The sequence below is a fragment of the Deltaproteobacteria bacterium genome, from assembly GCA_016223005.1.
Classification (GTDB): domain Bacteria; phylum Desulfobacterota; class GWC2-55-46; order UBA9637; family GWC2-42-11; genus JACRPW01.
On sequence record JACRPW010000040.1, the window covers coordinates 37,934 to 62,932 of the forward strand.

Here is a 24,999-nt window from a genome sequence, read left to right on the forward strand (position 1 = left end):
GGTTTTTAAAACTATGCTTGATAAACTTAAAATATTTACAGGGAATTCCAATATTCCGCTGGCATCAGAGATAGCCCGATACCTTGATGTGCCTCTTGGTGAATCAGAGGTAAAGAGTTTCAGCGATGGTGAGATATGCGTTGAGATTAAGGAGAGTGTCAGGGGTATGGAGGTTTATGTTGTCCAGTCTACCTGTCCTCCGGCAAACAAGCATTTAATGGAACTCCTCATCATGCTGGATGCATTAAAAAGGGCATCTGCCTATGCAATAACAGCGGTAATACCATATTATGGTTATGCAAGACAGGATAGGAAGGTTGCGCCAAGAACACCCATCACTGCAAAATTAATAGCAGACCTGATTGCCACAGCGGGTGCAACACGGGTTTTATGCGTAGACCTCCATGCAGGGCAGATACAGGGGTTTTTCAATGTGCCTGTTGATAATCTCTATGCAACGCCTGTGATTTTGGAATATATCCATAATAATTATAAAGATGATGTGGTGATTGTATCGCCGGATGCAGGTGGTGTAGAAAGGGCAAGGGCATTTGCAAAGAGGCTTGACACCAGTTTTGCAATTATTGATAAGAGACGACCTGCCCCAAATATTGCAGAGGTTATGAATATTATAGGAGATATAAAGGATAAAAAGGCAATACTTCTGGATGACATGATAGATACTGCAGGGACAATTACCCTGGCTGCAAATGCACTTGCTGAAAAGGGTGCAAAAGAGGTATATGCCTGCTGCACCCATCCTGTTTTTTCAGGTCCGGCAGCGGACAGGTTAAGAAAGTCAGCAATAAAAGAAGTTGTGGTAACAAACACGATACCTTTAAACAAAGAGGCATCAACACTAAATAAAATAAAGACACTCTCTATTGCCCCGCTTTTAAGTGAGGCAATAAAAAGGATACACTATGGAGAGTCAGTAAGTTCGCTGTTTGTATAGAAACAGGCGATAGGCGATAGGTGATAGGCAATTGGGTAAAATCAGTAACCCATAACCTATAGCCCATTGCCCATAGCCTGTATTTTTAGGAGGAGACATGGAACAGATTGAATTAACAGCCGTGATGAGAAATGGTGTTGGTAAAGAGAAGGCAAAAAAACTCAGACGGGAAGGATTGGTGCCTGCAATACTCTACGGCCCTGTAGTTGCAAAGGCTTTGTCATTATCTTTAAATGGCAAGGATCTTAAAAAGGCATTATCAACAGGCGCAGGATCCAATGTCCTTGTGAACATAAAGATACAGGATGACAAAAAGAAAAAAAGGGTGGTTATGTTCAGAGGGTTTCAGAGAGATGTTCTCACACGAGAAATCATCCATGCTGACCTTTATGAACTGGTTATGGATCACAAGATTGCTGTAGATGTGCCTGTTCATCTTGTTGGCAAGGCAGAGGGTGTAGCAATGGGAGGTATTATCCAGCAAGAGAGTAGGACATTGAAGATAGAATGTCTGCCGAATCAGATACCTGATAAGATAGATGTTGATGTTACCAGTCTTATAATCGGACATTCTATCCATGTAAAGGATATTACATTACCGCAGGGTTTAAAGATAGCAGGCGACCCAAATCAGACTATAGTCCTTGTAGCTGCACCAACTGAAGAGGTGGCAGTAAAGACCGCTGAAGAGATACAGGCTGAACTGGCAAAGTCGTTTGAAGAAAAGGAAAAACCAGAAGAAAAGCCTGTCCATGCAGGCAGTAAGCAGGGAAAGGAAGAGGAGAAGAAGAAGTAACTGGCAATGGGCAATAGGCTAGCGGCAATAGGAAAAACCTATAGCCCATCGCCAATAGCCTATAGCCGAATTTTATGTATCTTATTATCGGTCTTGGAAATCCTGGCGCAAGATATGAATTTACAAGGCATAATATAGGGTTTCTGGCTGTTGATTATATTGCAGATAGTTTTGACATATCTTTAAACAAAAAAAGCCGCAAGGCAGTCTGGGGGAAGGGCTGTATCTCTGGGAAAGAGGTCATCATTGCCAAGCCTCAGACATTTATGAATCTAAGCGGTGAGGCTGTAAAATCCCTTGCTGATTTTTTTCATATAGAAACAAAAGATATTATTGTTATATATGATGATGTTGACCTTGATTTCGGGACTGTAAGGATAAAGAAAAGCGGCGGAAGCGGCGGACACAGGGGCATGGAATCCATAATCGGGCAATTAGGGACAAAAGACTTTCCAAGGATAAGATTAGGGATAGGAAGACCTGAAAAACAGGGTCAAGGGGCAAGGGGCAAGGGGCAAGAAGATACAGCCGATTATGTGTTAAGTCCGTTTAGTTTTGAAGAAGAAGAAAGACTGCCTGAAATATTTAACAGAACAAAAGAGGCAGTTGTGACAATATTAGAACACGGTGTTGAAAAGGCAATGAATAAATTCAATAAAAATAGGCAATAGGCAATAGGCTATAGGCAATGGGGCGATATGTTTTAACCCATAGCCTATAGCCCATGCCCATAGCCTGTATTCATTAAGGAGGCAACATGCAGCAATTAGTTAGTTTTGCGCCGCTCTTCGGTGCAGCAGGTCTTGTTATGGCATTCCTGATATACGGTTACATCAAGAAACAGCCTGACGGCAATGAAAGGATGAGGGAGATAGCCGGAATGATTCACGACGGGGCTATGGTCTATCTCAAAAGGCAATACACAATCATTTTTGCATTTATTGCCCTTGTCTTTATCCTTCTGTCAGTATTTATAAATTGGCAGACAGGCATTGCATATGTAGGCGGTGGAATATCATCCATGCTCGCAGGCTTTTTCGGCATGAAGGCGGCAACAAAGGCGAATGTCCGAACTGCGCAGGCGGCAAACCTTTATAAACCCAATACTGCAAGGTCTCTATCCATTGCATTCCTCGGCGGCTCTGTCATGGGGCTTTCCGTTGCAAGCATCGGGCTTATCGGTGTGGGAATATTTTTTCTGCTTTACGGAGATCCAAAAACCGCTGCCATAATAAACGGCTATGCTATGGGCGCATCCTCAATTGCCTTATTTGCAAGGGTCGGCGGCGGTATATTTACAAAGACAGCGGATGTAGGCTCTGATTTGGTCGGCAAGGTTGAGGCAGGCATCCCTGAGGATGACCCAAGAAATCCGGGCGTTATTGCAGATAATGTCGGAGACAATGTCGGCGATGTGGCAGGTCTTGGCGCGGATATATTTGAATCCTATGTAGGCTCTGTTGTCGCAACAATTGCAATAGGCGCAACAGCGCTTGCAGGCTCAAAGGTTGCAGAACTTGGTTCTGCAATGGCTCTTATGTCTTTGCCGATTGTCCTTATAATGGCAGGGCTTGTTGCATCTATAATAGGTATACTATCCATGAGCATACTTGAAAAATATAACCCTGCCGCAGCGCTTCGTTATGCAACATTTATAGCAGCAGGACTCTTTTTAATCTTCGGCTATGCAGTGGTTTACTTCCTTGATGTTAATAACGGGGTTTACTGGGCAGTGTTTTCAGGATGTGTCGGCGGCATTGCAATAGGGCTTTTAACAGAGCATTATACATCAGCAGGACCTGTTGAAAGGATTGCGCAGTCAAGCAATACAGGCGCTGCAACAAATATCATAACAGGTCTGGCAGTAGGGCTTGAAAGCACGGCGCTTCCTGTGCTTGCAATATGCGGAGCAATATTTATAGCAAATTATACAAGCGGTATTTACGGCATAGGCGTGTCAGCAGTCGGCATGCTTGCGACAGTAGGCATAATCATGAGCGTTGACGCATACGGACCAATTGCAGACAATGCAGGCGGCATATCAGAGATGAGCCATCTGGGAAAAGATGTTCGGGCGATTACAGACTCGCTTGATGCGCTCGGCAATACGACCGCTGCAATAGGAAAGGGTTTTGCAATAGGCTCTGCGGCATTGACTGCGCTTGCGCTATTCTCTGCATACAGTCAGGCAATAGTTGCAAAGACAGGCAAGGCATTTGATATTATTATAACAGACCCAAATGTTGTTATTGGTTTGCTAATAGGCGGCATTTTGCCGTTTTTCATCGGCGCGCTAACAATGACATCGGTCGGCAAGGCGGCATTTAAGATGGTAAATGAAATAAGGAGGCAGTTCAGGGAAATTCCCGGTCTTCTTGAAGGCAAAGAAGGCGTCAAGCCTGATGTTGCAAAGTGCATTGACATATCCACAAAGGCAGCCTTGACAGAGATGATAATACCGGGCGTGCTTGCGGTTGTAGCGCCTGTATTTGTCGGTTTTATCCTTGGCCCTGCTGCACTCGGCGGTATGCTGGCGGGTGCAACAGTTACAGGCGTGCTCCTTGCCATATTTATGGCGAACGCAGGCGGCGCATGGGATAATGCAAAAAAGTAGATTGAAAGAGGAAATCTTGGCGGAAAGGGCTCTGATGCGCATAAGGCAGCAGTTGTCGGTGATACAGTAGGAGACCCGTTTAAGGACACATCAGGTCCAGCAATGAATATTTTGATAAAACTTATGAGCATAGTTGCGCTGATTATTGCGCCGCTGTTGATATAGGGGTGGGGTGTGGGATGTGGAAAAAGATTTTCCTACCTCCCACTTCCCATTCTTTTATAAAGTTTCTTCAACTCCTTTTCAAAAGGCTTTTTTATAGCGCCCTTTTCTGTGATTATAGCGGTAATATACTTATTAGGTGTTACATCAAAGGCAGGGTTTTTTACCTTAATATTATCAGGTGCAATCTGTACATCCTTTATATGAGTAACCTCTTTTATATCCCTTTCTTCAATCGGGATTTTATCTCCGTTTTTAAGTTTCAAATCAATTGTTGAAAGAGGGGCTGCAACATAAAATGGTATCTTATGCTCCTTTGCTAAAACCGCAACTGAATATGTGCCGATTTTATTTGCGGTGTCGCCGTTTGCAGCAATCCTGTCAGCGCCTACGATTACTAAATCAATAATGCCTTTTTTCATCATATACCCTGCCATATTGTCTGTTATAAGAGTTGTATCAATGCCGTCTTTCATAAGTTCCCAGCAGGTTAGTCTTGAACCCTGTAAAAAGGGTCTTGTCTCATCAGCAAATACCTTTATCTTTTTACCTTCTTCTACTGCTGCCCTTATAACCCCGAGCGCTGTTCCATATCCAGCAGTTGCCAAAGCCCCTGCATTGCAGTGCGTTAAAACAGTATCACCATTTTTTATAAACCTACTGCCGTGTTTACCCATCTGTCTATTTATTTCAATGTCTTGTTCATGGATTGTCTTTGCCTCTTGGATAAGTCTTTGTTTTAGTTCCTCTATATTCAGTTTTGGATTTTTCCTTACAATAGATTTCATCCTCTCAACTGCCCAGAAGAGGTTTACTGCTGTTGGTCTTGTGGACGCTATGACCTTGCAAATCTTATCAAATTCTATGCAAAACCCCTTTTTATCTTTTGCATCTATATCCTTCGCACCAAGGGCAATGCCCATTGCAGCAGCGACACCAATTGCAGGCGCACCACGGACAACCATCTCCCTTATTGCTTCTGCCACATCAAGAAAATCAGTATATGTCCTATAGACCTCTTGAGCGGGCAGAAGCCTTTGGTCAATCATAATGACACTATTATCTTTCCATTCAATAGTCTTAAACATTTCTTTTAATCCTTGTAAAACCCGATGTTCCAATAACCTCAATATCTCCCAATATATCATCAAATAAAAGGTTTATACCCAGGGTATCACTTGATATATGTCCTGCTATTACAACATTTACATGATGTTTTTCAGCCTCTTTTTTATGGTCTTCACCTATATGCATACCTATGATTGTCCCTACTCCTGCGATTGAAAGTTTTTCAAAGATATTTTTACTCCCGCCTGTCCCGCCTGTCATGTCAACAAATACCTTGCCTGCCTTTCTTTTTTCTGAACCAATAAAAATCTTTGGTCCTGTCTTTTCACCCCTTGCCTTTTCATACTCAGGGATATCATACAGTATATCCATTATATCAGAAACCCTTTCAGGCTTTTTCTCATCAAAGATTTTCTGAAGAAATGATGTTACGGCATTATCAGTTGGGGTATGTATGCACATGAGAGGAATATCCAAAAGTCTTGCTGAATCAACTGCCCTTGTATGATTTACAGGCATCATCCTTCTTTCAACCTCTTTAATCCTTTCCTCCATCAAATCCTCTGCCACATTGATAGGGACACCATACTTTAGAAGTATCCCTGTCTGCATACCCATTACCTCATATAATGCTGCCATTGCCCTTCCCTCAGGGTGGTGTGCAATAATAAGGTCAATAGCCATACCCTTTCCCCTTAATCTGTCAGCAAGGAGAACCTCACCAACCTCCATGTCAATCCCTACAAACGCTGTTTTTACATCCCTGTCCGTCCCGCCATAGAGGATTCTGGTATCAGCATACGGGTTTGTAAGCCGTTCCATGTCAAAATATTTCCTTTTTGACTCTTTTAATTCCTCAAATTCCTTTTTAGCATTCTCAAGTTCTTTTAAAACCTCTTCCTTGCCCCTTGGGTCAAGTTCAATCCCCCGTTTTACAGCCCTTTCGTAAATCTCTCCTATCTTCAAAGCAACCTCCTTATTGCATCTAATTACTATTACTATTGGCACTTACTTTAATTGGTTAATCTCACTCTCCTCTGTTGTTAGGTCGTAGAGTTTATAGACCATTTTATCAATCTCATACTCAAGGGCGGAGGTGTCTAAAAAATTAGAAGCGTCCCGAAACTTTTGCATGGGGCTTGACATAGGGATATAAAAAGCATAGGTTCATCCTAACATAGAGAGAAACAAAGGAGGTGAACCTATGGAGTTTGAGATAGAACTCACACTCAAGGTAAGTATAAAAGACCTTGAGACCAATGTCAATGAGATAGTCAGATTTTAAAAAAAATAAACTTGCAATATTCTGGCAAAGCCTGTAAATTTTGAAGTGTTGCGAGGGTGGCGGAACTGGCAGACGCGCTGGACTTAGGATCCAGTGGGCAACCATGGGGGTTCAACTCCCCCCTCTCGCACCAAAATAAAAAAGACTTTAGACATAGGAGAACCATGAAGGTATCTATTGAGGATTTAAGTTCGGTCAAGAAAAAGATTGTAGTAGAGATTCCATCAGAAGATGTAAAAAGGGCAGTTGATGATGAATATAAATATCTTCAGAAAAATGCCAATATACACGGTTTTAGGAAAGGGAAGGTGCCAATAGAGGTCATTAAGAGGCATTATGGAGAGCATATAAGAACAGAGGTTACATCCAAACTTATAGACGATTCTTATCCTAATATAGTAATAGAAAACAAGATACAGGTCGCAGCCCGACCAGAGATAGAAAATATAGGTGAGATAAAAGACGGGGCATCTTTAACATATACAGCAATAGTTGAGGTAAGACCTGATGTTAAGATAGAAGGCTATAAAGATATAAAAATTAAAAAGGAAGATGTGCCTGTATCGGATAAGGAGATTGATGATACGATAAATATTTTAAGGGAAAGACACGCTGTATTTAAGGATATAGAAGGCCATAATGAGGCAAAGGATGGGCATCTTGTTTCAGTAGATTTCAGCGGCACAATTGATGATAAACCAATAGATGGCGCTGATGCCAAAGACTATTCCTTTGTAATCGGCTCTGCAACACTGCTAAAAGATTTAGAGGATGCCGTAGTCGGGATGAAAAAAAGCGATGCGAGGGATGTAGATGTAAAATTCCCGGAAGAATACAAAAATAAAGAGATTGCAGGAAAGACCGGTAGATTTAAGGTTTTATTAAAAGATATTAAGGAGAAGATACTCCCTGATTTGAATGATGAATTTGCAAAGGATGCTGATTGTGAAAACATGGAACAGTTAAAGGAAAGGATGAAAATAGATTTAGCCCGATATAAAGAAAAAACCGAAGAGGAGAGGATAAGAAAAGAGGTAATGAAAGAACTTATTGACAAGAATAAGTTTGAAATCCCGCGGTCCCTTGTAGAGCATTATTACCGCTATCTTATCGCACAGGCTGCTGAAAGGCTCAAAAAGGGTATTATTTCAAAAGAAGATATGGGACTTTCTGTTAATGAGTTTAATGAAAAATATACTAAACTGTCAGAGGACCTTGTCCGGCAGGACATTATTGTGGATTCCATAGCAAAAGATGAAGGTCTGGATGTTTCAGGTGATGAGGTGGATGCAAGGATAAAGGAACTCGCTGACAGTGCAAAAGAACCCATTCAAGCATTTAAGGCAAAGATAGAAGAGGAAGGCGGGCTGAATTATATAAAAGAGAGCCTGCTGGAAAATAAGGTGTTTGATTTGATATTATCAGGTGCAAAATAATTTTTGACTTTTTGATTATGGAGGGTGAACATGACTCTTATACCAATGGTTATAGAGCAGACAGGCAGGGGAGAAAGGGCTTATGATATCTATTCAAGGCTCCTTAAAGAAAGGATAATATTTCTTGGCACAGCAATTGATGACGACCTTGCAAACCTTATTATTGCCCAGTTCCTCTTTCTTGAGTCAGAAGACCCTGAAAAGGATATAAATCTATACATAAACTCACCCGGCGGGATTGTCAGTGCAGGACTTGCCATATACGATACAATGCAGTATATAAAACCAAATATCTCAACGATGTGTGTTGGACAGGCAGCAAGTATGGGTGCATTACTCCTTGCAGGCGGCACAACTGGCAAGAGATTTGCATTACCTCATTCCAGGATACTTATACATCAGCCCCTTGGCGGTGCACAGGGGCAGGCAACAGATATAGGCATTCAGGCAAAGGAAATCCTGCGTATAAGGGAGCAGTTAAATACCATCCTTGCCAATCATACAAAACAGCCGGTTGATAGGATAAGTGTTGATACAGAAAGGGATTTTTTTATGACTAGCCAGCAGGCAAAAGATTATGGTATAATTGACACAATAATTGAGCAGAGGGTATGATAAAGATAACTCAAAAATCAAAAGCATGCCCCTGAAGGTAGTAATCAGGGGTCAAAACTCAAAAGTAAGGTGAAAAACTATTTTTTGATTTTTTTGTGCAGGAGATTATATGATGGACAATAGAAGAAAAGGTAATGGAAAAAATCTGACATGCTCATTCTGCGGCAAGAGTCAGGGTGAGGTTAAAAAACTCATAGCAGGTCATATGGTGTATATCTGCGATGAGTGCATTGAATTATGCAATGATATTATTGCAGAGGAATACCAGAAAGACCAGTTCAGTTATAAGGAATCAAAGTTACCGAAACCTTTAGAGATAAAAAAGATACTTGATGAATATATTGTTGGACAGGAAAAGGCTAAAAAGATACTTTCTGTGGCTGTCCATAATCACTATAAAAGGATTGAGAGTAAGGTAAGTCTTGATGGGATAGAACTTCAAAAGAGCAACATCCTTCTTCTGGGACCAACTGGTTCAGGCAAAACCCTTCTTGCACAGACCCTTGCAAAGATATTGAATGTCCCATTTACAATCGCTGATGCAACAACGCTTACAGAGGCAGGCTATGTAGGGGAGGATGTAGAAAATATTATATTGAATCTCCTCCAAAATGCTGATTATGATGTAGAAAGGGCGCAAAAGGGCATTATCTACATAGATGAGATAGACAAGATTTCAAGGAAGGGAGACAGCCCGTCAATAACCAGGGATGTCTCTGGAGAGGGTGTTCAGCAGGCACTCTTAAAAATCATTGAAGGGACAATGGCAAGTGTGCCTCCAAAGGGCGGCAGAAAACATCCCCAACAGGAATTTCTCCATGTGGATACAACAAACATCCTGTTTATATGCGGCGGGGCATTTTCAGGGCTTGAAAATGTTATACAACAGCGGCTTCAAAAAAAGGCGCTCGGATTTGGCGCTGATATAAAAAAGAATGGCAAACATATAAACGAGGTGCTTCATAATGCAGAGCCCCATGACCTTTTAAAGTATGGTCTCATACCTGAATTTGTTGGAAGACTGCCTGTTATTGCTGTATTGGATGAGTTGGATGAAAAGGCGCTGATAAGGATATTGACAGAACCGAGAAATTCCATTGTCAAACAATACCAGAAACTGTTTGACCTTGAGAATGTAAAACTGAAGTTTACGGATAGTTCCCTTACGGCTGCTGCCAGAGAGGCTATGAAGAGAAAGGCAGGCGCAAGAGGACTTAGGGCTATCCTTGAAAATTCAATGCTTGATATTATGTATGAACTCCCGTCTCAGGAAAATATAAGGGAATGTATCATCAACGAGGATGTTATAACAGGCAGCGGACTTCCGATTATTGTATATGAAAAAAAACAGGCAATAGGAGAGGAGTAAAATAGCGAGGTTTTTAATCGCTATTTTACGGAAGGGGTATAATATATGTTGTTTAAGGGAAGTAAAGAACAGGATGCTTCTCAAAAGGGAGGGGAGATTATGGTTTCCCTTATGCCACTGCGGGATATGGTAATTTTTCCATATATGGTTGTGCCTCTTTTTGTGGGAAGGGAAAAGTCTATAAATGCCCTTGATTTTGCTATGTCGCACGGCAAGGGCATTCTACTTTCTGCCCAGAAAAAGGCAAAGACTGATGAGCCATTAGAAGAGGATATATATGATGTAGGCACCCTTGCCTCAATCCTTCAACTTCTTAGGCTTCCTGACGGCACTGTAAAGGTGCTTGTAGAAGGCAAAAGGCGGGCAAGGATAAAGGGATTTCTCTCATCCAGAAACTGCTTTATGGTCAAGGCAGAAGAACTTGCTGAAGTAGTCGGTGACCCTCTTGAAACAGAGGCAATAACAAGGAATTGCTTCAGGGCATTTGAAACATATGTAAAGTTAAACAAAAATATACCCCCTGAAATGATAATGTCCGTATCTTCTATAGATGACCCATCCAGACTTGCAGATACAATTGCTGCTCATCTTTCAGTAAAGATATCTGACAAACAGGCTATCCTTGAGATTGAAAATACAGGACAGCGGCTGGAAAGATTATATACCATGCTGGAGGGTGAGATTGAAATACTTGAGATTGAACAAAGGGTAAAGACACGGGTGAAAAAACAGATGGAAAAATCCCAAAGGGAATACTACCTTGGGGAGCAGATGAAGGCAATACAAAAGGAACTTGGTGAAAAGGATGAGTTTAAGAATGAGATTACAGAACTTGAAGAGCAGATAAAGAATAAGAAGATGAGCAAGGAGGCTTCAAAGAAGACAAAACAAGAATTTAAAAAACTGAAACTCATGCCGCCTATGTCTGCAGAGGCAACGGTTGTGCGGAATTATATAGACTGGATACTTTCCCTTCCATGGGCAGAGGTTACAGAAGACAAAAAAGATATAGATGAGGCTGAAAAAATCCTTGAACAAGACCATTACGGACTCAAAAAGGTCAAGGAGAGGATACTGGAATATCTTGCTGTTCACAGCCTTGTGGATGAAATGAAGGGTCCTATACTTTGTTTTGTTGGTCCGCCAGGGGTTGGCAAGACATCGCTGGGGAGGAGCATTGCAAGGGCGATTGGAAGAAAATTTGTCCGCATATCCCTTGGTGGTGTAAAAGACGAGGCGGAAATCAGGGGACACAGAAGGACATATATAGGTTCAATGCCCGGCAAGATTATCCAGTCTTTAAAAAAGGCAGGTTCTAATAATCCTGTGTTTTTGCTTGATGAGGTTGACAAGATGTCAACAGACTTCAGGGGCGACCCAGCATCAGCACTCCTTGAGGTCCTTGACCCTGAGCAGAACCATACATTTGACGACCATTATCTTAACCTTGATTATGACCTCTCAAAAATCATGTTTATAACCACTGCAAACAGTTTAAATGGAATTCCATATCCACTCCTTGACAGGATGGAGATTATAAGGATTGCAGGTTATACAGAACAGGAAAAACTGCATATAGCAAAAAAATTCCTTGTACCAAAGCAGTTAAAGACACATGGACTAAAAGGGGATAATATAGCCATATCAGATGGCAGTATACTTAATATTATAAGACTGTATACCAGAGAGGCAGGTGTCAGGAACCTTGAAAGAGAGATTGCGTCTATTTGCAGGAAACTGGCAAAGACAGTGCTTAAAAAAGGGGGGGATACACATATAGATGTTAATCAGAGGGGTATTACAAAATACCTTGGCATTCCCAAATATCGCTATGGTATCGGCGAGGAAAAGGACGAAATCGGAGTTACTACAGGGCTTGCATGGACAGAGGTTGGCGGTGACCTCCTCTCAATAGAGGTTACATTCATGCCGGGTAAAGGGAAACTAACGATTACAGGCAAACTTGGGGATGTGATGCAGGAGTCTGCTCAGGCTGCCATGAGTTATATCCGTTCAAGGGCAGATGTGTTCGGACTTCCAAAGGATTTTTACCAGAATATAGATATACACATCCATGTCCCTGAGGGTGCTATACCAAAAGATGGTCCATCTGCCGGCATTGCAATGGCAACATCCATTGCCTCGGCACTTATAAAGATACCAGTTAGAAAAGATGTGGCAATGACAGGTGAAATCACACTTCGCGGCAAGATACTGCCAATAGGCGGATTAAAAGAAAAGATCCTTGCAGCCCACAGGGGAAATATAAAAACTATTCTTATACCAAAGGATAATGAAAAGGATGTAAAAGAGATACCTCAAAATATCCGCAAAGATATAGAGATAATACTTGTTGGGCATATGGATGATGTCCTTAAAAATGCACTGACTGTAGAAAAACCAGAAGATATATTTAAAAAGGACACGGGAAAAGGTGAGGTGTATGCAGGGGATGTTACCAAAGAGATTACAACAGACAATCAGATAGTTGTCACCCACTAATTGGGAGTTGATTTGATAGTAAGTTTAAACCCCTTGACATTGCATTATAATTATGAAAAACTAAAATAACTACTGCGGGGTGGAGCAGCTTGGTAGCTCGTCGGGCTCATAACCCGAAGGTCAGAGGTTCAAATCCTCTCCCCGCTACCATCTAAAAATTCTTTATTTTCCAATATATTAGAGGCTATCAGGGTCTTTCCACTGATGGTCTCTTTTCTTTTAACAGGACAGTGGTTTAAAGCCTGTCCCCTCTCATAATCAAAAGGTCTTCATCCATTGGTTGTTTTCATTTCCCGCAGCACTTCTTATATTTTTTCCCGCTCCCGCATGGGCATGGGTCATTTCTGCCGACCCTTGGGACAACATGAACTGGTTTTGGTTTTTCATCCCTGACCCCTGACCGCAAACGATTATCAATCGTTTGCCTCTTGACCCCTGTTTCCATTTCACCTCTGCCAAGAACAAACTGCTGTCTTCTCCTTGTCTCTAAACCTGCAACCTGTTCCTCGCTTGCAATCTGAACCTTAAAGAGCCTTTCAGTAATCTCTGCCTTCATCCTGTAAATCATGTCAGCAAAAAGGTCAAAGCCTTCTTTTTTGTATTCATTCAGTGGGTTCTTTTGTGCATATCCACGAAGCCCTATGCCTTCCTTAAGATGGTCCATTCCAAGGAGGTGGTCTTTCCATAGTGTATCAATAGTCTGAAGCATCACAACCTTTTCAAGATGAGAGAAGATTTCATCTCCTACAGCATCCGCCTTTTCTTTGTAGGATTTTTTTGCATTAATTGCAATTACATCAGCAAGTGCCTCTATTGTAGGAACCTCATCAATATTTAATTTCATGTGCATTGCAAACTGCTTTAATACCGCATCCTTTACTGCCTTTATATCCCATTCTTCAGGATGTGTCTTTTCATCTATATAGGTAAAGACAATATCGTCTGCAAGTTCATCAGTAAATTCCGTAACCAGTTCCCGCAAACCCTCTTGTTTAAGTATCTGCCTCCTGTAATTGTAAACAACAGTCCTCTGCTGGTTCATTACATCATCATATTCAAGAAGGTGTTTTCTTATATCAAAGTTATGCGCCTCAACCTTTTTCTGCGCATTTTCTATTGCCTTTGAAACAAGGCGGTGTTCAATCGGCACACCCTCTTCCATACCCAGTTTGTCCATTATGGATGAAATCCTCTCGGAACCGAATATCCTTAACAGGTCATCTTCCAGCGACATATAAAACCTTGACGAACCAGGGTCGCCCTGCCTTCCTGAACGTCCTCTTAACTGGTTGTCAATCCTTCTGGACTCATGCCTCTCTGTGCCTATGATATGCAGACCTCCAAGTTCAATGACCTTTTTCTTTTCTTTTTCACAAGTCTCTTTTGCTGATTCATATGCTGCCTTATATTCAGGTGTTGTGTCATCCTTGCCTGCCTTGCTATCAGCCATAAATCCGGGGTTGCCGCCCAAGATAATATCAGTGCCTCTGCCTGCCATATTAGTTGAGATGGTTATTGCCCCAAGCCTGCCTGCCTGCGCAATTATCTCTGCCTCTTTTTCGTGGTGTTTTGCATTCAGGACATGGTGTTTGACACCATGTTTTGAAAGAAGGGCTGAGAATTTCTCAGAGTTTTCTATTGATATTGTGCCAACAAGAACAGGTCTGCCTTCTGCATGCCATTCTTTTATCTCGTTTATAACAGCATTGAATTTTTCCTTTTTTGTCTTGTAAATAACATCAGGCTTGTCAAACCGTATCATTGGTTTATTAGGAGGCATGACCATAACCTCCAGTTTATATATTGCATGAAACTCTGCTGCCTCTGTGTCTGCTGTTCCTGTCATGCCTGCAAGTTTATTATACATCCTGAAATAGTTCTGGAATGTGATTGTTGCAAGGGTCTGGTTTTCATTCTCTATTTTTACATTTTCCTTTGCCTCTATTGCCTGATGAAGCCCGTCGCTCCACCTCCTGCCCGGCATGAGTCTTCCTGTAAACTCGTCAACAATTACCACCTGTCCGTCTTTTATCATGTAATCAACATCCCTTTGAAAAAGATGGTGCGCCCTAAGTCCCTGATTTACATGATGAAGGGTTTCAATATGTCTTGGGTCATAGAGGTTGTTAATGTTTAAAAGTCCCTCAACCTTTGCAACGCCGTCTTCTGCAAGCATAACCTGTTTGATTTTTTCATCTATTGTAAAATGTGTGTCCCGTTTCAGCCCCGGTATTATCCTGTTTATGGTATAGTATTTTTCTGTGGATTCCTCAGCAGTCCCAGAAATGATAAGCGGTGTCCTTGCCTCGTCAATCAAGATTGAGTCAACCTCGTCAACTATTGCAAAATTCAAATCCCTCTGCACATAGTCATTTATGTCAAACTTCATATTGTCTCTTAAGTAGTCAAAACCAAATTCATTATTTGTGCCGTATGTAATGTCAGCCCTGTAAGCCTCCTGTCTTGTGCATGGTCTTAAATGATAATGTCGGGCGTCTTTACCGGGGAATGCAGGGTCATAAAGAAAGGATTCGTCATGCTGGATAACTCCGACTGATAAACCGAGATGATGATATATAGGACCCATCCACTGGGCATCCCTTTTTGCAAGGTAGTCATTGACAGTAACAAGGTGGACGCCATTGCCTGTAAGGGCATTGAGATAAATCGGAAGTGTTGCAACAAGGGTCTTGCCTTCGCCTGTCTTCATCTCAGAAATCTTTCCATTGTGCAGAACCATACCACCGAGCAGCTGGACATCAAAATGCCTCATATTTACTTTTCTCTTTGATGTCTCCCGGACAACTGCAAAGGCTTCGGATAAGATGTCATCTAGGGTTTCACCATTTGACAGGCGGTCTTTGAATTTTGGGGTAAACTCTGAAAGTTCAGCATCAGTGAGCCCTGCGATTTGGGGTTCAAGGGAATTTATCTTCTCAACTAAGGGCTGAAGTTTTTTGAGTTCCCTTTCGTTTTTACTGCCAAAGATTTTCTTTAATAAGAGTCCAAGCACAAAATTATCTCCTTATGGAATAAATAACAGTTGAAAGTCAGCATTTTTATATCACACCAAAAGGCAATTATTCTACCTCAAAATAAAAAACCCTATCTGATGTTTAGTCAGACAGGGTTTTTGAAATATTCATATTTTTAAGGCGCTAATCCAGTATGTATTTATGGGGATTTACAGGAACTCCGTTCTCAAGTATCTCATAATGCAGATGCGGCCCTGTAGTTTTGCCTGTGTTGCCTACTGCGGCAATCTTGTCACCCCTTTTTACCCTTTTCCCAATACCAACATATATCTCAGAGAGATGCCCGTATTTGGTAATAATGCCGTAACCGTGATTTATCACAACATTTTTACCAAAGCCAGGGTCGTCCACCCTGTCAACCTTTAAGACAATGCCGTCACCAGGTGCAACAACAGGTGTGCCAACAGTATTGGATATATCTAATCCTTCATGCTTATCTTTTAAGCCTGTGAATGGCGAGGTGCGGTAACCAAAGCCCGATGTAATCCAGCCCTGGACGGGCATTATACTGGGTGTGGAGGCGAGTGTAGATGCCTGTTTTAACAGATGGGCATGCAGTTCATTGAAACTTTTTTCCTGTTTTTTAACCTCTTCACTAATGAGGCTCATATCTGCCTGCATCTGTTTTATGAGATCGTCTTTAGCGCCCTTTGTAGATGGTAATATATCTTCATGCGACGGTCCTCCGATACCAAGATACTGTCCCTGTCCAACTGGCGGCTCAAGATTGGTAATGATACGCAATTTTCTGTCAAACTGCCTTAATTTATTTATTTGCAGTTCCAGATCTGACATCTTTGTAGAAAAGGTTTGTAATTGCAGTTTCTGCTCAATATTTTCTTTCCTGAGAACCTGATCTTAATAAGATTTCAATTTGAGCCGGGTATAGTCGTATATAAAGAAGGAAACTGTCAAAAAAAGGATGGAAAAGGCAGATAAGACAACCCTTCTGTTTAAAATAGGGATTTTAAACTTTTTAATCTTTGAAGGGTTTTCTGGAACAATAAAAATATTAAAGGATTTTCTTTTCAAAATATGAGCCCCTTATCTGATATATTCAAACTGTAAACTGTAATTGTATTATTGCCATGACGAAATAGCATGAAATTTCTACTATTGTCAAGGGTTTTTTAATATTTTTTTTTTAACAAATCTCCTTTATCATCCCTGCCAGCAGCGGTACCATTATTTCGTGATGGCCTGTCAAAGTATATCCCCTGCCGCCTTCTTTTGTTGGTCTTTTCACCACATTTGTTAAAGGACGATAATGCTGGATAAAGTCCATGTTGACTGTGGTAAAGTCTTTAACATTATATCCAAGGTTTCTTACAAGTGTGAGCGCCTTTAGAAAGACCTCTGGCAGAAGAACAGCAGAGCCTATATTCAGATAAACCCCGCCCTCAAGATTTGCCACAACACCTGCAAAGAGTTTAAAGTCCCTCTGACTCCCTTCACCTGCTGCCTTTCCGTCCATCTGCGGATGGATATGGATTATATCTGTGCCGATTGCAACATGGACAGTTACAGGTATCCCAAGCCTTGCACCTGCTGCAAGGATGCTTAAATCCTTATACGGATACTTTGAATTTTTTATGAGTTCACCGACAGATTTCCCGATTCCCCATCCCTTTTTCACACCACTTTTTATGGCACTATTCAACAACTCACCTGTCTCCTTTGACATGCCGAATTCACCACTTCCAATCTCTGCATCCACATCCTCGCTTGTCATGCCTGCATAGGCAATCTCAAAGTCATGGACAATACATGCTCCGTTCATTGCAAGGGCATTTATAATACCCTGTTCCATTAAATCTATAATTATAGGTGATAAACCAACCTTAATTACATGGGCGCCAATTCCTACTGCAACAACATTGTTGTTTTTATGGGATTTGACAATCGCTGATGCAATCTCTCTTAAATTTTCTGCTGCCATGATATTTGGAAGGGAGTTTAGGAAATCATTGAAGGTACTGCCTTGTAAGATGGGTTTTGCAAAATCATTGATACTAACTTTGCTTTTTCTTGTTTTTAGAGAATATGTCCTAATCCCTTTTAATGAAATAGGTTTTAATCGTTTCAATCTTTATCCACCTCGTGAAAGATAATATGGTCAACCAGTTCGCATATAATGTGACTGACAGTTATATGAACCTCTTGTATGCGGGGGGTGCAGTCAGAATCCACATTTAAAAGTATATCCAGCATACCAGCCATCTTACCGCCGCCCTTGCCTGTAAGTCCTATGCTCTTTATATCCAAATCCCTTGCTACCTTTAATGCCTTTATTATATTTGTAGAATTACCGCTTGTTGAAATCGCAAGTATGACATCACCCTCTTTTCCTATTGCCTTTACCTGTTTTGAGAATATTTGAGAAAAATCATAGTCATTTCCAATACTGGTAATAACTGATGTATCTGTGGTAAGGGCGATAGCGGGTAATGGCGGCCTTTCTATCATAAATCTGTTTACAAATTCACCTGCTATATGCTGCGCATCTGCAGCACTCCCACCGTTCCCGCATATAAGGAGTTTGCAGTGGTTTTTGAATGCCTCTGCAACGAGTCTTGCAGCATCTATAATAAGGTTAGTATTGTGCTTGAAAAATGCCTCTTTTGTTTCGATACTTTCCCTGTAATTTCTTTTAATTATCTTTTCCATGCTGCATCCCTCTGTAAAAGTCGTGAATATTTATGAATGGAACATAGTCTGGTGCCCCCGAGACTATTCGAACGTCCGGCCAACAGATTAGGAATCTGCTGCTCTGTCCTGCTGAGCTACGGGGGCATGGATTTTGCTATTTAAAATCAATAGGTTGTATAGTTAAATTTTAAGCATATCGTGTTCTCTTTCTTCCTATGTGGGGAATATTAAACATTTACCACATCCTTGTCAAATATTTTTATTATGTAAAATTTTTCTTGACAGGGAAATAAAACTAGTCTATATTTATTCCAAGATTAGAATAATCCTAATTTAGGACGATATGCTATGAAAGAGTTAATCCAGAAATACAGAGGCAAGGGTCTTAAACTTACACCTCAGAGGCTTGCCATATTAAAGTTTCTGGAAGGCAATACTAACCACCCTACTGCAGAGGATATATTCAGGCAAATTAAAAAGACCTATCCGACCGTTTCCTTTGCAACAGTTTATAATACCCTTGAGATTTTAAAGAAAAAGGGAGAGATTCTGGAGATAACTATTGACTGGGACAGAAGGCATTACGACCCAAATACAACTATGCACCATCACATTATCTGCGTAAAATGCAAAACAATAGGGGATGTGTTTGAAGACTATTCTGAGGCATTACTGCTTCCTAAATATATAGTTGATGAATTTAAACCAGTAGGAAACCATATAGGTTTTTACGGCGTTTGTAAAAAATGCCGGAGGAAAGGAGGATAATATGGAAAGTGCAAATGTAATCCAGAAAAAGGAATTCAAGGAAGAAGGGGTGAATAAGGTAACATATATAAAGACAGACCAGATAGTGGCAGATACTTATTATTTTAAGCCTAATCAGGTTCTTGCATATCACAGACACCCTGAAGGTGACCAGATATTCTTTGTGCATGAAGGAGAGGGCACATTCTGTCTTGATGATGGCAAAGAAGAATGTCTTGCACTTCAACCGGGTGTTATTGTTCTTGCACCCAAGGGCGTATGGCACAAGATAACTGCAAAGACTGAATTTGTTGTGTCCCAGTCAACAAGACAGCCAGCAGGGATGGAACCGAGGAAATAAATTGACTATCTACTATTGATGAATGAAGAATTGTTTTTCATCTGTCTATCTTCAATAGTAAATCTTTTGTCACCTCAACATCTTCAACTCCATAAGGGGTAATATGAAAGGTTGGCGGGTCCATCCTGTTTGCACATGCGCCAAAGAGGAAGCCTCCATCTATCAGTGCATTAAGTCTATCCTTGCTCAATCCCCGGAGCACAGGGTCAAAGGCAGCGCCCGACCTTCTAATAATTGTTATCCCTTCTACATCTTTTTTAAGAAGGTCTCCAATATCTGTTGGCTGAAGCTCTTCAATCCTTTCAGTAGATACCTTGCCGCTGAAAAGTTCAACTTTTTCTCCGATAACCTCTATGGGTTCTAATACTGTTGCCTCTTTTTTCTCCTCTGCCATGGCATCCTTCGGCATGATTAGGATGCTGAAAAATGAAAAGAAAAGTAATGCTGCAAAAAATACTACAATTGACATTTGAATTTTTCTCATCTTTCTTGACCTCCTTTTTTGATTTTTTTTATTAGCACAGGCATAAAGCCCCATATCAAGTATGGGGTGGCTGCCGCTTCCTGCTTCCTACCTGTTATCACATCACTTCATCTCATCACCTCATCTCATCATCTCATCACCTCCTTGACTCATAAGGGTTTTTCTGATACTCTTTAAAGAAAATGGAGGATAAAATAATGCCGAGAACCATAGAAGCAATATATGAAGATGGCGTCTTTAAGCCCGTTAAAAAGGTAAAACTCTCCGAACATGAGAGGGTAGAGCTTACTATTAAGGGGTTTAAGCATAAGAAAAAATTCTTGTGGCGTGGCGCCTTGAAGGGCAGAGAGGAAACATCCGTGGAATTACAGCATAAAGCGAAAGAAATGTGGTAATGCCTTATGTATCTTGTAGACACCAACATATTCCTCGAAATTCTCCTTGAACAAAAGAGGACTGCAGAATGCGAATCGCTTTTTGAAAAACTGCAAGAGGGCGAATTGACTGCTTTTGTAAGTTCTTTTACCATGCACTCCATTGAGGTAATTATGGAACGGACAGGACAGAATGACCTATTGCTTGAATTTCTTGAAGATGTTGATTCGGCAAAAGGGTTAAAGAGATTAGACACATCAACCCTCGATGAATTAGAGGCTTTGCAAATCAGCAAAACATTAAATCTTGATTTTGATGATGCGATACAATATTTCATCTGTAAAAGCCATAATATGAAAATCATCAGTTTTGACCGACACTTCGACAATAAAGGTATAATGCGTATAGAACCAAAAGATATTCTTTAATAGTGTTTTCCCCCAGACTCCGCTGTTTGTTCTGCCTCATTTTAAAAATAAAAAAGCCGATAGAAAATAGAAACAGGTCTTTAGACCTGTTGAATTAACCGACCTAAAGGTCGGTTTCTACATCTATCGGCTCGCTGGCTGGCTTTTCGGCTCGCTGGCTGGCTTTTCGGCTCGCTGGCTGGCTGATTAGTCTGTGTTCTTATTCAATATGAGTTTGTCGTTCTTTGTAAGGAGCAATATATACCTCTTTTCTTTGTAAATAATATTAAGCGGAAGGTTATTTTTATCAACGGCAATCTCTTTTTTAGAAATATCAATCTCTGCTTTTATTTTAGATATATTCATATCACTCCAACTTAAAACTTATATCTATCTCCATTGCCATCTCTTTACCCTTTAATTCATCAGGTCTCGGATTGAACGGGGCTGCCTTTGCTATTGCCTCGCATGCTGACTTGTTCAAGACATCGCAGTGGCACGGTCGGATAACATTTACATCCTTCACGCTGCCGTCAGGCTGAATGGTAAATTTGACGCCGACAACCCCTTCAAAACTCCTCTGCCTTGCCCATCTTGGATAGAACTTTGCCCTTTCAATTTTTGTCCTGACCATAGTTTTGAACAACTTTAGTTCATCCCCTGTGGTTTTTCCTGTGCCTCCTTCTACTCCGTATTTTGAACCACCTTCTTCTGCTGTTTTTGATGCAGATGCATAGTCGGTGCAGGTATAGGTTGTGAAAAAGATACTGGTGGAGGAGGTAATGGCGGTGGAAGAGGTGTTTCCACCTTTGGCTCTTCCTTTTTTTTAAGTGGCATCGGAGGCTGCTCAACCTTTGCCTCTTGCGCCTTAACCTCTTCTTTTTTTTCAATAGGAACAATTTCCTTTTTTACTTCTTCAACTTTTTCTTCGCTCTTTTTTTCTGGCAGCGGTTTGGGCTCTTCCTTTTTCTCAACAATAGGTTCTGGCAGCGCCTCTCTTTCTTCAGACAGAAGTTTGGGGTTCTCTTTTTTTTCAACAATAGGCTCTGCAACAGCCTCTTTTTCTTCAGGTATCTTTATAACCTCTATAGGTGTTATATCTATTAAAGTCTCTTTTACATTTGGTGGATATGCCGCAATGGAAAACAGCATCACGCTGTGAAACATAATGGATATGATAAACTGTATTTTTAGGTTATGAGGTTTCATATTCTATATTCTTACGGAACACAAACACGGTTCACGGTCTTTTTTTCTCTTTTGTCGCTATCGCAAGTTTTGTTACGCCAGAAAGTTTTATTTCATCCATTACCTCCACAACCCTGCCGTGCATGACTTCTTCATCAGCATTGATAATCACAAGCGTTTCAGGGTCTTTTGAAGCCTCTGCAACAAGCGTACCGCGCAGTTCCGGGATATTCACCTCTTTTTTATTGAGATATACCTTGCCATCTTTTGCTATGGTTACATTTACATTTTCTTGAATGTCTTTCTTGACAGCAGAAGCCTTCGGCAGATTCACAGGGAGACCTCTCATAACACTCATTGAGAGCGTTGCTATCATAAAAAAGACCAGAAGGAAAAACATGGTGTCTATCATCGGGATGATTTCTATGCGAGCCTTTTTCTTTGTTTTTATAAATGACCTTACTCTCATATCAACCCCTTTGCAGATGACTGCCCGCAGTCTCTGTCACATGTGAAACAGCCATGCCTGTTTTTTTCTGTCTAACTAAAATCAGTTCAAGTCTTGTTGCATAGTATTCCATCTCCTCAACGGTCTTCTCGACCTTTGTCAAGAAAAAGTTGTATGGAACAAGAGTTGTGATTGCAACGGCGAGTCCTGTTGCAGTAGCAATCAGCGCCTCTGCAACACCCCCTGTAACAGCATGCGGCTGGCCGAGCCCTGCAAGGGACATAATATCAAACGACCGAACCATGCCGATTATTGTGCCGAGAAGTCCGAGAAGAGGCGCAAGGGTTATTATCGTATCCATTGCAGGAAGGTATTTTTTAATCTTGATTACCTCTTCTGTTGCAATAGATTCCATTGCAATGCTTGCCCCCGCATGGTTTAAGCGGGGGTCTGCTGATGGGTTTTTGTTTTCAACACCTGCCGCAAGCATTGTGATTAAAGATGATTTGCTTGCCCTTGCCTTTTCCATCCCATCTTTTTCTTTGCCTGTCTCAATAAGTTTTAGAAATTCTAATGCGGAAATACCTTTTCTCTGTCCAAACCAGAATAAAGCCCTGTCTATCATAACCGCAACAGATATAACAGAGCATAAAATCAGCGGCGCCATCACAAAACCGCCCTTTGCTATGATTTCAAACATTAGAACCTCCCTTATTAAAAACAAATAAAAAATCAAATATTAAATATTAAAATTAAGGAATTATTTTTATTAAATTTTTACATTTTGATTTGTCATTTTGCATTTTGCATTTTGATTTTTGAATTTTCTATTGACCCTATCTTTACCACCGTCTTTGTAAACCTGATTTCCTCATATGACCATGCAATAAGAATATTGTCATCCCTATCAATTGCAACCACAGGGTCGTGGGATTTCCTTACCCCATCGTTAATCTGCACTGGTTCCGAAAGGGTTTCACCATCAAGGTATCTAAAGAAGATTCTGCTGTAAACAGGCGTTGTCTCTTCCCATATGAAAAACACTTTCCCTTCTCTATTTACAGCAAGTTTTGGATGGTCAGGAAACCCAGACAGGCGAGACGGCTGTCCTAATGAGTTTACCTGCATTCTTTTTGAAAATGTCTTTGCATTATCATTTGAAAATGCAAAGTAAACTGAAGGCACACCTTCTGCTCCCTCTGTGTACCATGTGATGTAAAGAAAACCATTTTGAGCAGTTCCTAATGAAGAACCCCTGTGCGGACATCCTGCAATCGCCCATTTGTCTTCGCTTACAATAGCAGGCACAGAGAAAGTCCTGCCATTGTCTTTTGATGCTGCAACTACCATATCCCTGATGTCTCCTCCTTGCTTAATGCCCCCGATAGAGCCATTCGAGGGCAGGTCCGCAGGGACAGGTCTGAAAACCTTTCTCCATGAGGCATAAACATTTCCTTGAATATCTGATGTTATGGCTGCCCTGCAGCACGGGCAGGTATCTTCATCAAGTTTTATATTTTTCTCAAATGTCTTACCGCCGTCAATTGACCTTGCATAGTATGTTCCGGTAGTGCCTGCTTTTTTGCTGTGTGCCAAAATAAGAGGATATGAGGCAGCAATCCTTGTAAATTTACTATTACTGGGGACAGATTTAAAATCTGTCCCCAATGCCCTGCCGTCAAACCAGACAACATGTATAGCGCCGTCTTTTCCAACCGTCATATTTTCAAAACCCCTTGAGGCAGTTGATTTGTCATCATTAACAATTACAGGTTTTTGAAATCGCAGTCCTCCATTAATAGAACGGCTGAGTAAAATATTTGAGCCTCTATTTCTTGGTGATGACCACAGAACATATAATTCATTGTTTACACCAACGGCAATTTCAGGATTTGCATGGACGCCGTTCATGCCCATTCCCCTTGGGTTTACCCTTACCGCACTAGCACTGGGGACAGATTTTAAATCTGTCCCCGCAGCAACATAGATATTTACACCATCAGCATCCTCTCTTGCCCATGCTATGTATATCCTGCCGTTGCTGTCAGATGCAATTGAAGGGGACGACACTTTCTTGTCAGGATGACTTATGCTGACAGATGGGCTGAACATAACATCTGCTGCCAGACATAAAGTTGTATACATTATAAAAAATGCCGCGAAGAAACAATTTGAAATTTGAAATTTGAAATTTGAAATTTTCATAATCTATTTCCTCCAATGGTATGTAATCCCTGCATAAAATGTCCTCGGCATGCCCGGGTTATATGAGGCAGAACCGCTGGATGACTTGGATGCGCTTTCAGCATAGAGTTCGTCAGTAACATTCATCGCCCTTGCATAAAGTTCCCATGACTTATTTAATTTATACAATGCCCTGATATTCAATAAATCGTGCCCCTCATACTGTTCAGTATTCGCATCGTCAAGCCAATACTTGCCAAGTTTTAGCCATTCCAATTCAACCCTGCTTCCACCCAAAAAAGAAGGTTCATACCACAAA

Annotated in this window: 25 protein-coding genes, 3 tRNA genes and 1 pseudogene; 14 read left to right on the forward strand and 15 right to left on the reverse strand. The window is 41.1% G+C overall.

What is annotated here, in order from left to right; genetic code table 11:
* Window positions 1–13: 13 nt before the first annotated feature.
* The 4 genes and pseudogenes from HZC45_04435 to HZC45_04450 all read left to right on the forward strand — a co-directional run bounded on the left by HZC45_04435 (window position 14) and on the right by HZC45_04450 (window position 4,530).
* On the forward strand, window positions 14–955 hold the full coding sequence (locus HZC45_04435; GenBank protein ID MBI5682400.1) for a ribose-phosphate pyrophosphokinase: 942 nt from the start codon (window positions 14–16) through the stop codon (window positions 953–955).
* A 97-nt stretch (window positions 956–1,052) separates the two neighbouring features.
* Window positions 1,053–1,751 carry a 50S ribosomal protein L25 gene (locus tag HZC45_04440; GenBank protein ID MBI5682401.1) on the forward strand — a complete coding sequence of 233 codons (699 nt, stop codon included), beginning with the start codon at window positions 1,053–1,055 and terminating at the stop codon, window positions 1,749–1,751.
* A gap of 74 nt (window positions 1,752–1,825) precedes the next feature.
* Complete coding sequence (locus HZC45_04445; GenBank protein MBI5682402.1) at window positions 1,826–2,422, forward strand: aminoacyl-tRNA hydrolase; 597 nt, start codon at window positions 1,826–1,828, stop codon at window positions 2,420–2,422.
* Between the two features lie 86 nt (window positions 2,423–2,508).
* Window positions 2,509–4,530, forward strand: a pseudogene (locus tag HZC45_04450) (sodium-translocating pyrophosphatase).
* Between the two features lie 32 nt (window positions 4,531–4,562).
* On the opposite strand, the gene mtnA reads toward HZC45_04450, so the two are convergent.
* A complete protein-coding gene (gene mtnA / locus HZC45_04455; GenBank protein MBI5682403.1) occupies window positions 4,563–5,615 on the reverse strand; it encodes an S-methyl-5-thioribose-1-phosphate isomerase in 1,053 nt (350 codons plus the stop codon).
* Complete coding sequence (locus HZC45_04460) at window positions 5,608–6,561, reverse strand: NGG1p interacting factor NIF3 (protein MBI5682404.1); 954 nt, start codon at window positions 6,559–6,561, stop codon at window positions 5,608–5,610. The genes mtnA and HZC45_04460 overlap by 8 nt, the downstream gene beginning before the upstream one ends.
* A 369-nt stretch (window positions 6,562–6,930) precedes the next feature.
* Here HZC45_04460 and HZC45_04465 point away from each other — a divergent pair.
* From HZC45_04465 to HZC45_04490, 6 genes are all read left to right on the forward strand, one after another.
* A tRNA-Leu gene (locus HZC45_04465) sits at window positions 6,931–7,013 on the forward strand.
* A 31-nt stretch (window positions 7,014–7,044) separates the two neighbouring features.
* Window positions 7,045–8,316: a trigger factor gene (gene tig / locus HZC45_04470; GenBank protein ID MBI5682405.1), complete on the forward strand. Its 1,272-nt coding sequence runs from the start codon at window positions 7,045–7,047 to the stop codon at window positions 8,314–8,316.
* 30 nt (window positions 8,317–8,346) lie between these two features.
* Window positions 8,347–8,931 (forward strand): ATP-dependent Clp endopeptidase proteolytic subunit ClpP, encoded by a 585-nt coding sequence (clpP, locus tag HZC45_04475; protein MBI5682406.1) that lies wholly within the window; start codon window positions 8,347–8,349, stop codon window positions 8,929–8,931.
* Window positions 8,932–9,043: 112 nt separating this feature from the next.
* Entirely contained in the window at window positions 9,044–10,300 is a 1,257-nt protein-coding gene (clpX, locus tag HZC45_04480; protein ID MBI5682407.1) for an ATP-dependent Clp protease ATP-binding subunit ClpX, read from the forward strand.
* A gap of 48 nt (window positions 10,301–10,348) precedes the next feature.
* Entirely contained in the window at window positions 10,349–12,802 is a 2,454-nt protein-coding gene (gene lon, locus HZC45_04485; GenBank protein ID MBI5682408.1) for an endopeptidase La, read from the forward strand.
* Window positions 12,803–12,875: 73 nt separating this feature from the next.
* A tRNA-Met gene (locus HZC45_04490) sits at window positions 12,876–12,952 on the forward strand.
* A gap of 136 nt (window positions 12,953–13,088) precedes the next feature.
* Here the strand turns inward: HZC45_04490 and secA are convergent.
* The 5 genes from secA to HZC45_04515 all read right to left on the reverse strand — a co-directional run bounded on the left by secA (window position 13,089) and on the right by HZC45_04515 (window position 18,630).
* A complete protein-coding gene (gene secA, locus HZC45_04495; GenBank protein ID MBI5682409.1) occupies window positions 13,089–15,815 on the reverse strand; it encodes a preprotein translocase subunit SecA in 2,727 nt (908 codons plus the stop codon).
* A 145-nt stretch (window positions 15,816–15,960) separates the two neighbouring features.
* Window positions 15,961–16,581, reverse strand: a complete 621-nt coding sequence (locus HZC45_04500; protein ID MBI5682410.1) for a M23 family metallopeptidase — start codon at window positions 16,579–16,581, stop codon at window positions 15,961–15,963.
* A 400-nt stretch (window positions 16,582–16,981) separates the two neighbouring features.
* On the reverse strand, window positions 16,982–17,923 hold the full coding sequence (locus tag HZC45_04505) for a hypothetical protein (GenBank protein MBI5682411.1): 942 nt from the start codon (window positions 17,921–17,923) through the stop codon (window positions 16,982–16,984).
* Entirely contained in the window at window positions 17,920–18,504 is a 585-nt protein-coding gene (gene gmhA / locus HZC45_04510) for a D-sedoheptulose 7-phosphate isomerase (protein ID MBI5682412.1), read from the reverse strand. Before gmhA ends, HZC45_04505 begins: the two co-directional genes overlap by 4 nt.
* 49 nt (window positions 18,505–18,553) lie before the next feature.
* Window positions 18,554–18,630, reverse strand: a tRNA-Arg gene (locus tag HZC45_04515).
* A 204-nt stretch (window positions 18,631–18,834) separates the two neighbouring features.
* On the opposite strand from HZC45_04515, the gene HZC45_04520 reads away from it, so the two are divergent.
* Window positions 18,835–19,254 (forward strand): transcriptional repressor, encoded by a 420-nt coding sequence (locus HZC45_04520; protein MBI5682413.1) that lies wholly within the window; start codon window positions 18,835–18,837, stop codon window positions 19,252–19,254.
* A 1-nt stretch (window position 19,255) separates the two neighbouring features.
* A complete protein-coding gene (locus tag HZC45_04525; GenBank protein ID MBI5682414.1) occupies window positions 19,256–19,594 on the forward strand; it encodes a cupin domain-containing protein in 339 nt (112 codons plus the stop codon).
* Between the two features lie 37 nt (window positions 19,595–19,631).
* Here the strand turns inward: HZC45_04525 and HZC45_04530 are convergent, their stop codons facing one another.
* Window positions 19,632–20,078, reverse strand: a complete 447-nt coding sequence (locus HZC45_04530; protein ID MBI5682415.1) for a TonB-dependent receptor plug domain-containing protein — start codon at window positions 20,076–20,078, stop codon at window positions 19,632–19,634.
* A gap of 197 nt (window positions 20,079–20,275) precedes the next feature.
* Here HZC45_04530 and HZC45_04535 point away from each other — a divergent pair, with 197 nt between their 5' ends.
* Together HZC45_04535 and HZC45_04540 are read left to right on the forward strand one after the other, a co-directional pair.
* Window positions 20,276–20,473 (forward strand): antitoxin family protein, encoded by a 198-nt coding sequence (locus tag HZC45_04535; protein ID MBI5682416.1) that lies wholly within the window; start codon window positions 20,276–20,278, stop codon window positions 20,471–20,473.
* Between the two features lie 6 nt (window positions 20,474–20,479).
* Window positions 20,480–20,881 (forward strand): type II toxin-antitoxin system VapC family toxin, encoded by a 402-nt coding sequence (locus tag HZC45_04540; GenBank protein MBI5682417.1) that lies wholly within the window; start codon window positions 20,480–20,482, stop codon window positions 20,879–20,881.
* A 186-nt stretch (window positions 20,882–21,067) separates the two neighbouring features.
* Here HZC45_04540 and HZC45_04545 read toward each other — a convergent pair whose 3' ends face one another.
* The 7 genes from HZC45_04545 to HZC45_04575 form a co-directional block, all read right to left on the reverse strand.
* On the reverse strand, window positions 21,068–21,226 hold the full coding sequence (locus HZC45_04545) for a hypothetical protein (GenBank protein ID MBI5682418.1): 159 nt from the start codon (window positions 21,224–21,226) through the stop codon (window positions 21,068–21,070).
* A gap of 1 nt (window position 21,227) precedes the next feature.
* On the reverse strand, window positions 21,228–21,506 hold the full coding sequence (locus HZC45_04550; protein ID MBI5682419.1) for an energy transducer TonB: 279 nt from the start codon (window positions 21,504–21,506) through the stop codon (window positions 21,228–21,230).
* Window positions 21,507–21,544: 38 nt separating this feature from the next.
* A complete protein-coding gene (locus HZC45_04555; GenBank protein MBI5682420.1) occupies window positions 21,545–22,069 on the reverse strand; it encodes a hypothetical protein in 525 nt (174 codons plus the stop codon).
* A 31-nt stretch (window positions 22,070–22,100) separates the two neighbouring features.
* Window positions 22,101–22,517 (reverse strand): biopolymer transporter ExbD, encoded by a 417-nt coding sequence (locus HZC45_04560; GenBank protein MBI5682421.1) that lies wholly within the window; start codon window positions 22,515–22,517, stop codon window positions 22,101–22,103.
* A gap of 1 nt (window position 22,518) precedes the next feature.
* Window positions 22,519–23,196: a MotA/TolQ/ExbB proton channel family protein gene (locus tag HZC45_04565; GenBank protein MBI5682422.1), complete on the reverse strand. Its 678-nt coding sequence runs from the start codon at window positions 23,194–23,196 to the stop codon at window positions 22,519–22,521.
* Window positions 23,197–23,288: 92 nt separating this feature from the next.
* Complete coding sequence (locus tag HZC45_04570; protein MBI5682423.1) at window positions 23,289–24,641, reverse strand: exo-alpha-sialidase; 1,353 nt, start codon at window positions 24,639–24,641, stop codon at window positions 23,289–23,291.
* Between the two features lie 63 nt (window positions 24,642–24,704).
* On the reverse strand, window positions 24,705–24,999 hold a 295-nt coding region (locus HZC45_04575), incomplete at its 5' end, for a TonB-dependent receptor (GenBank protein MBI5682424.1).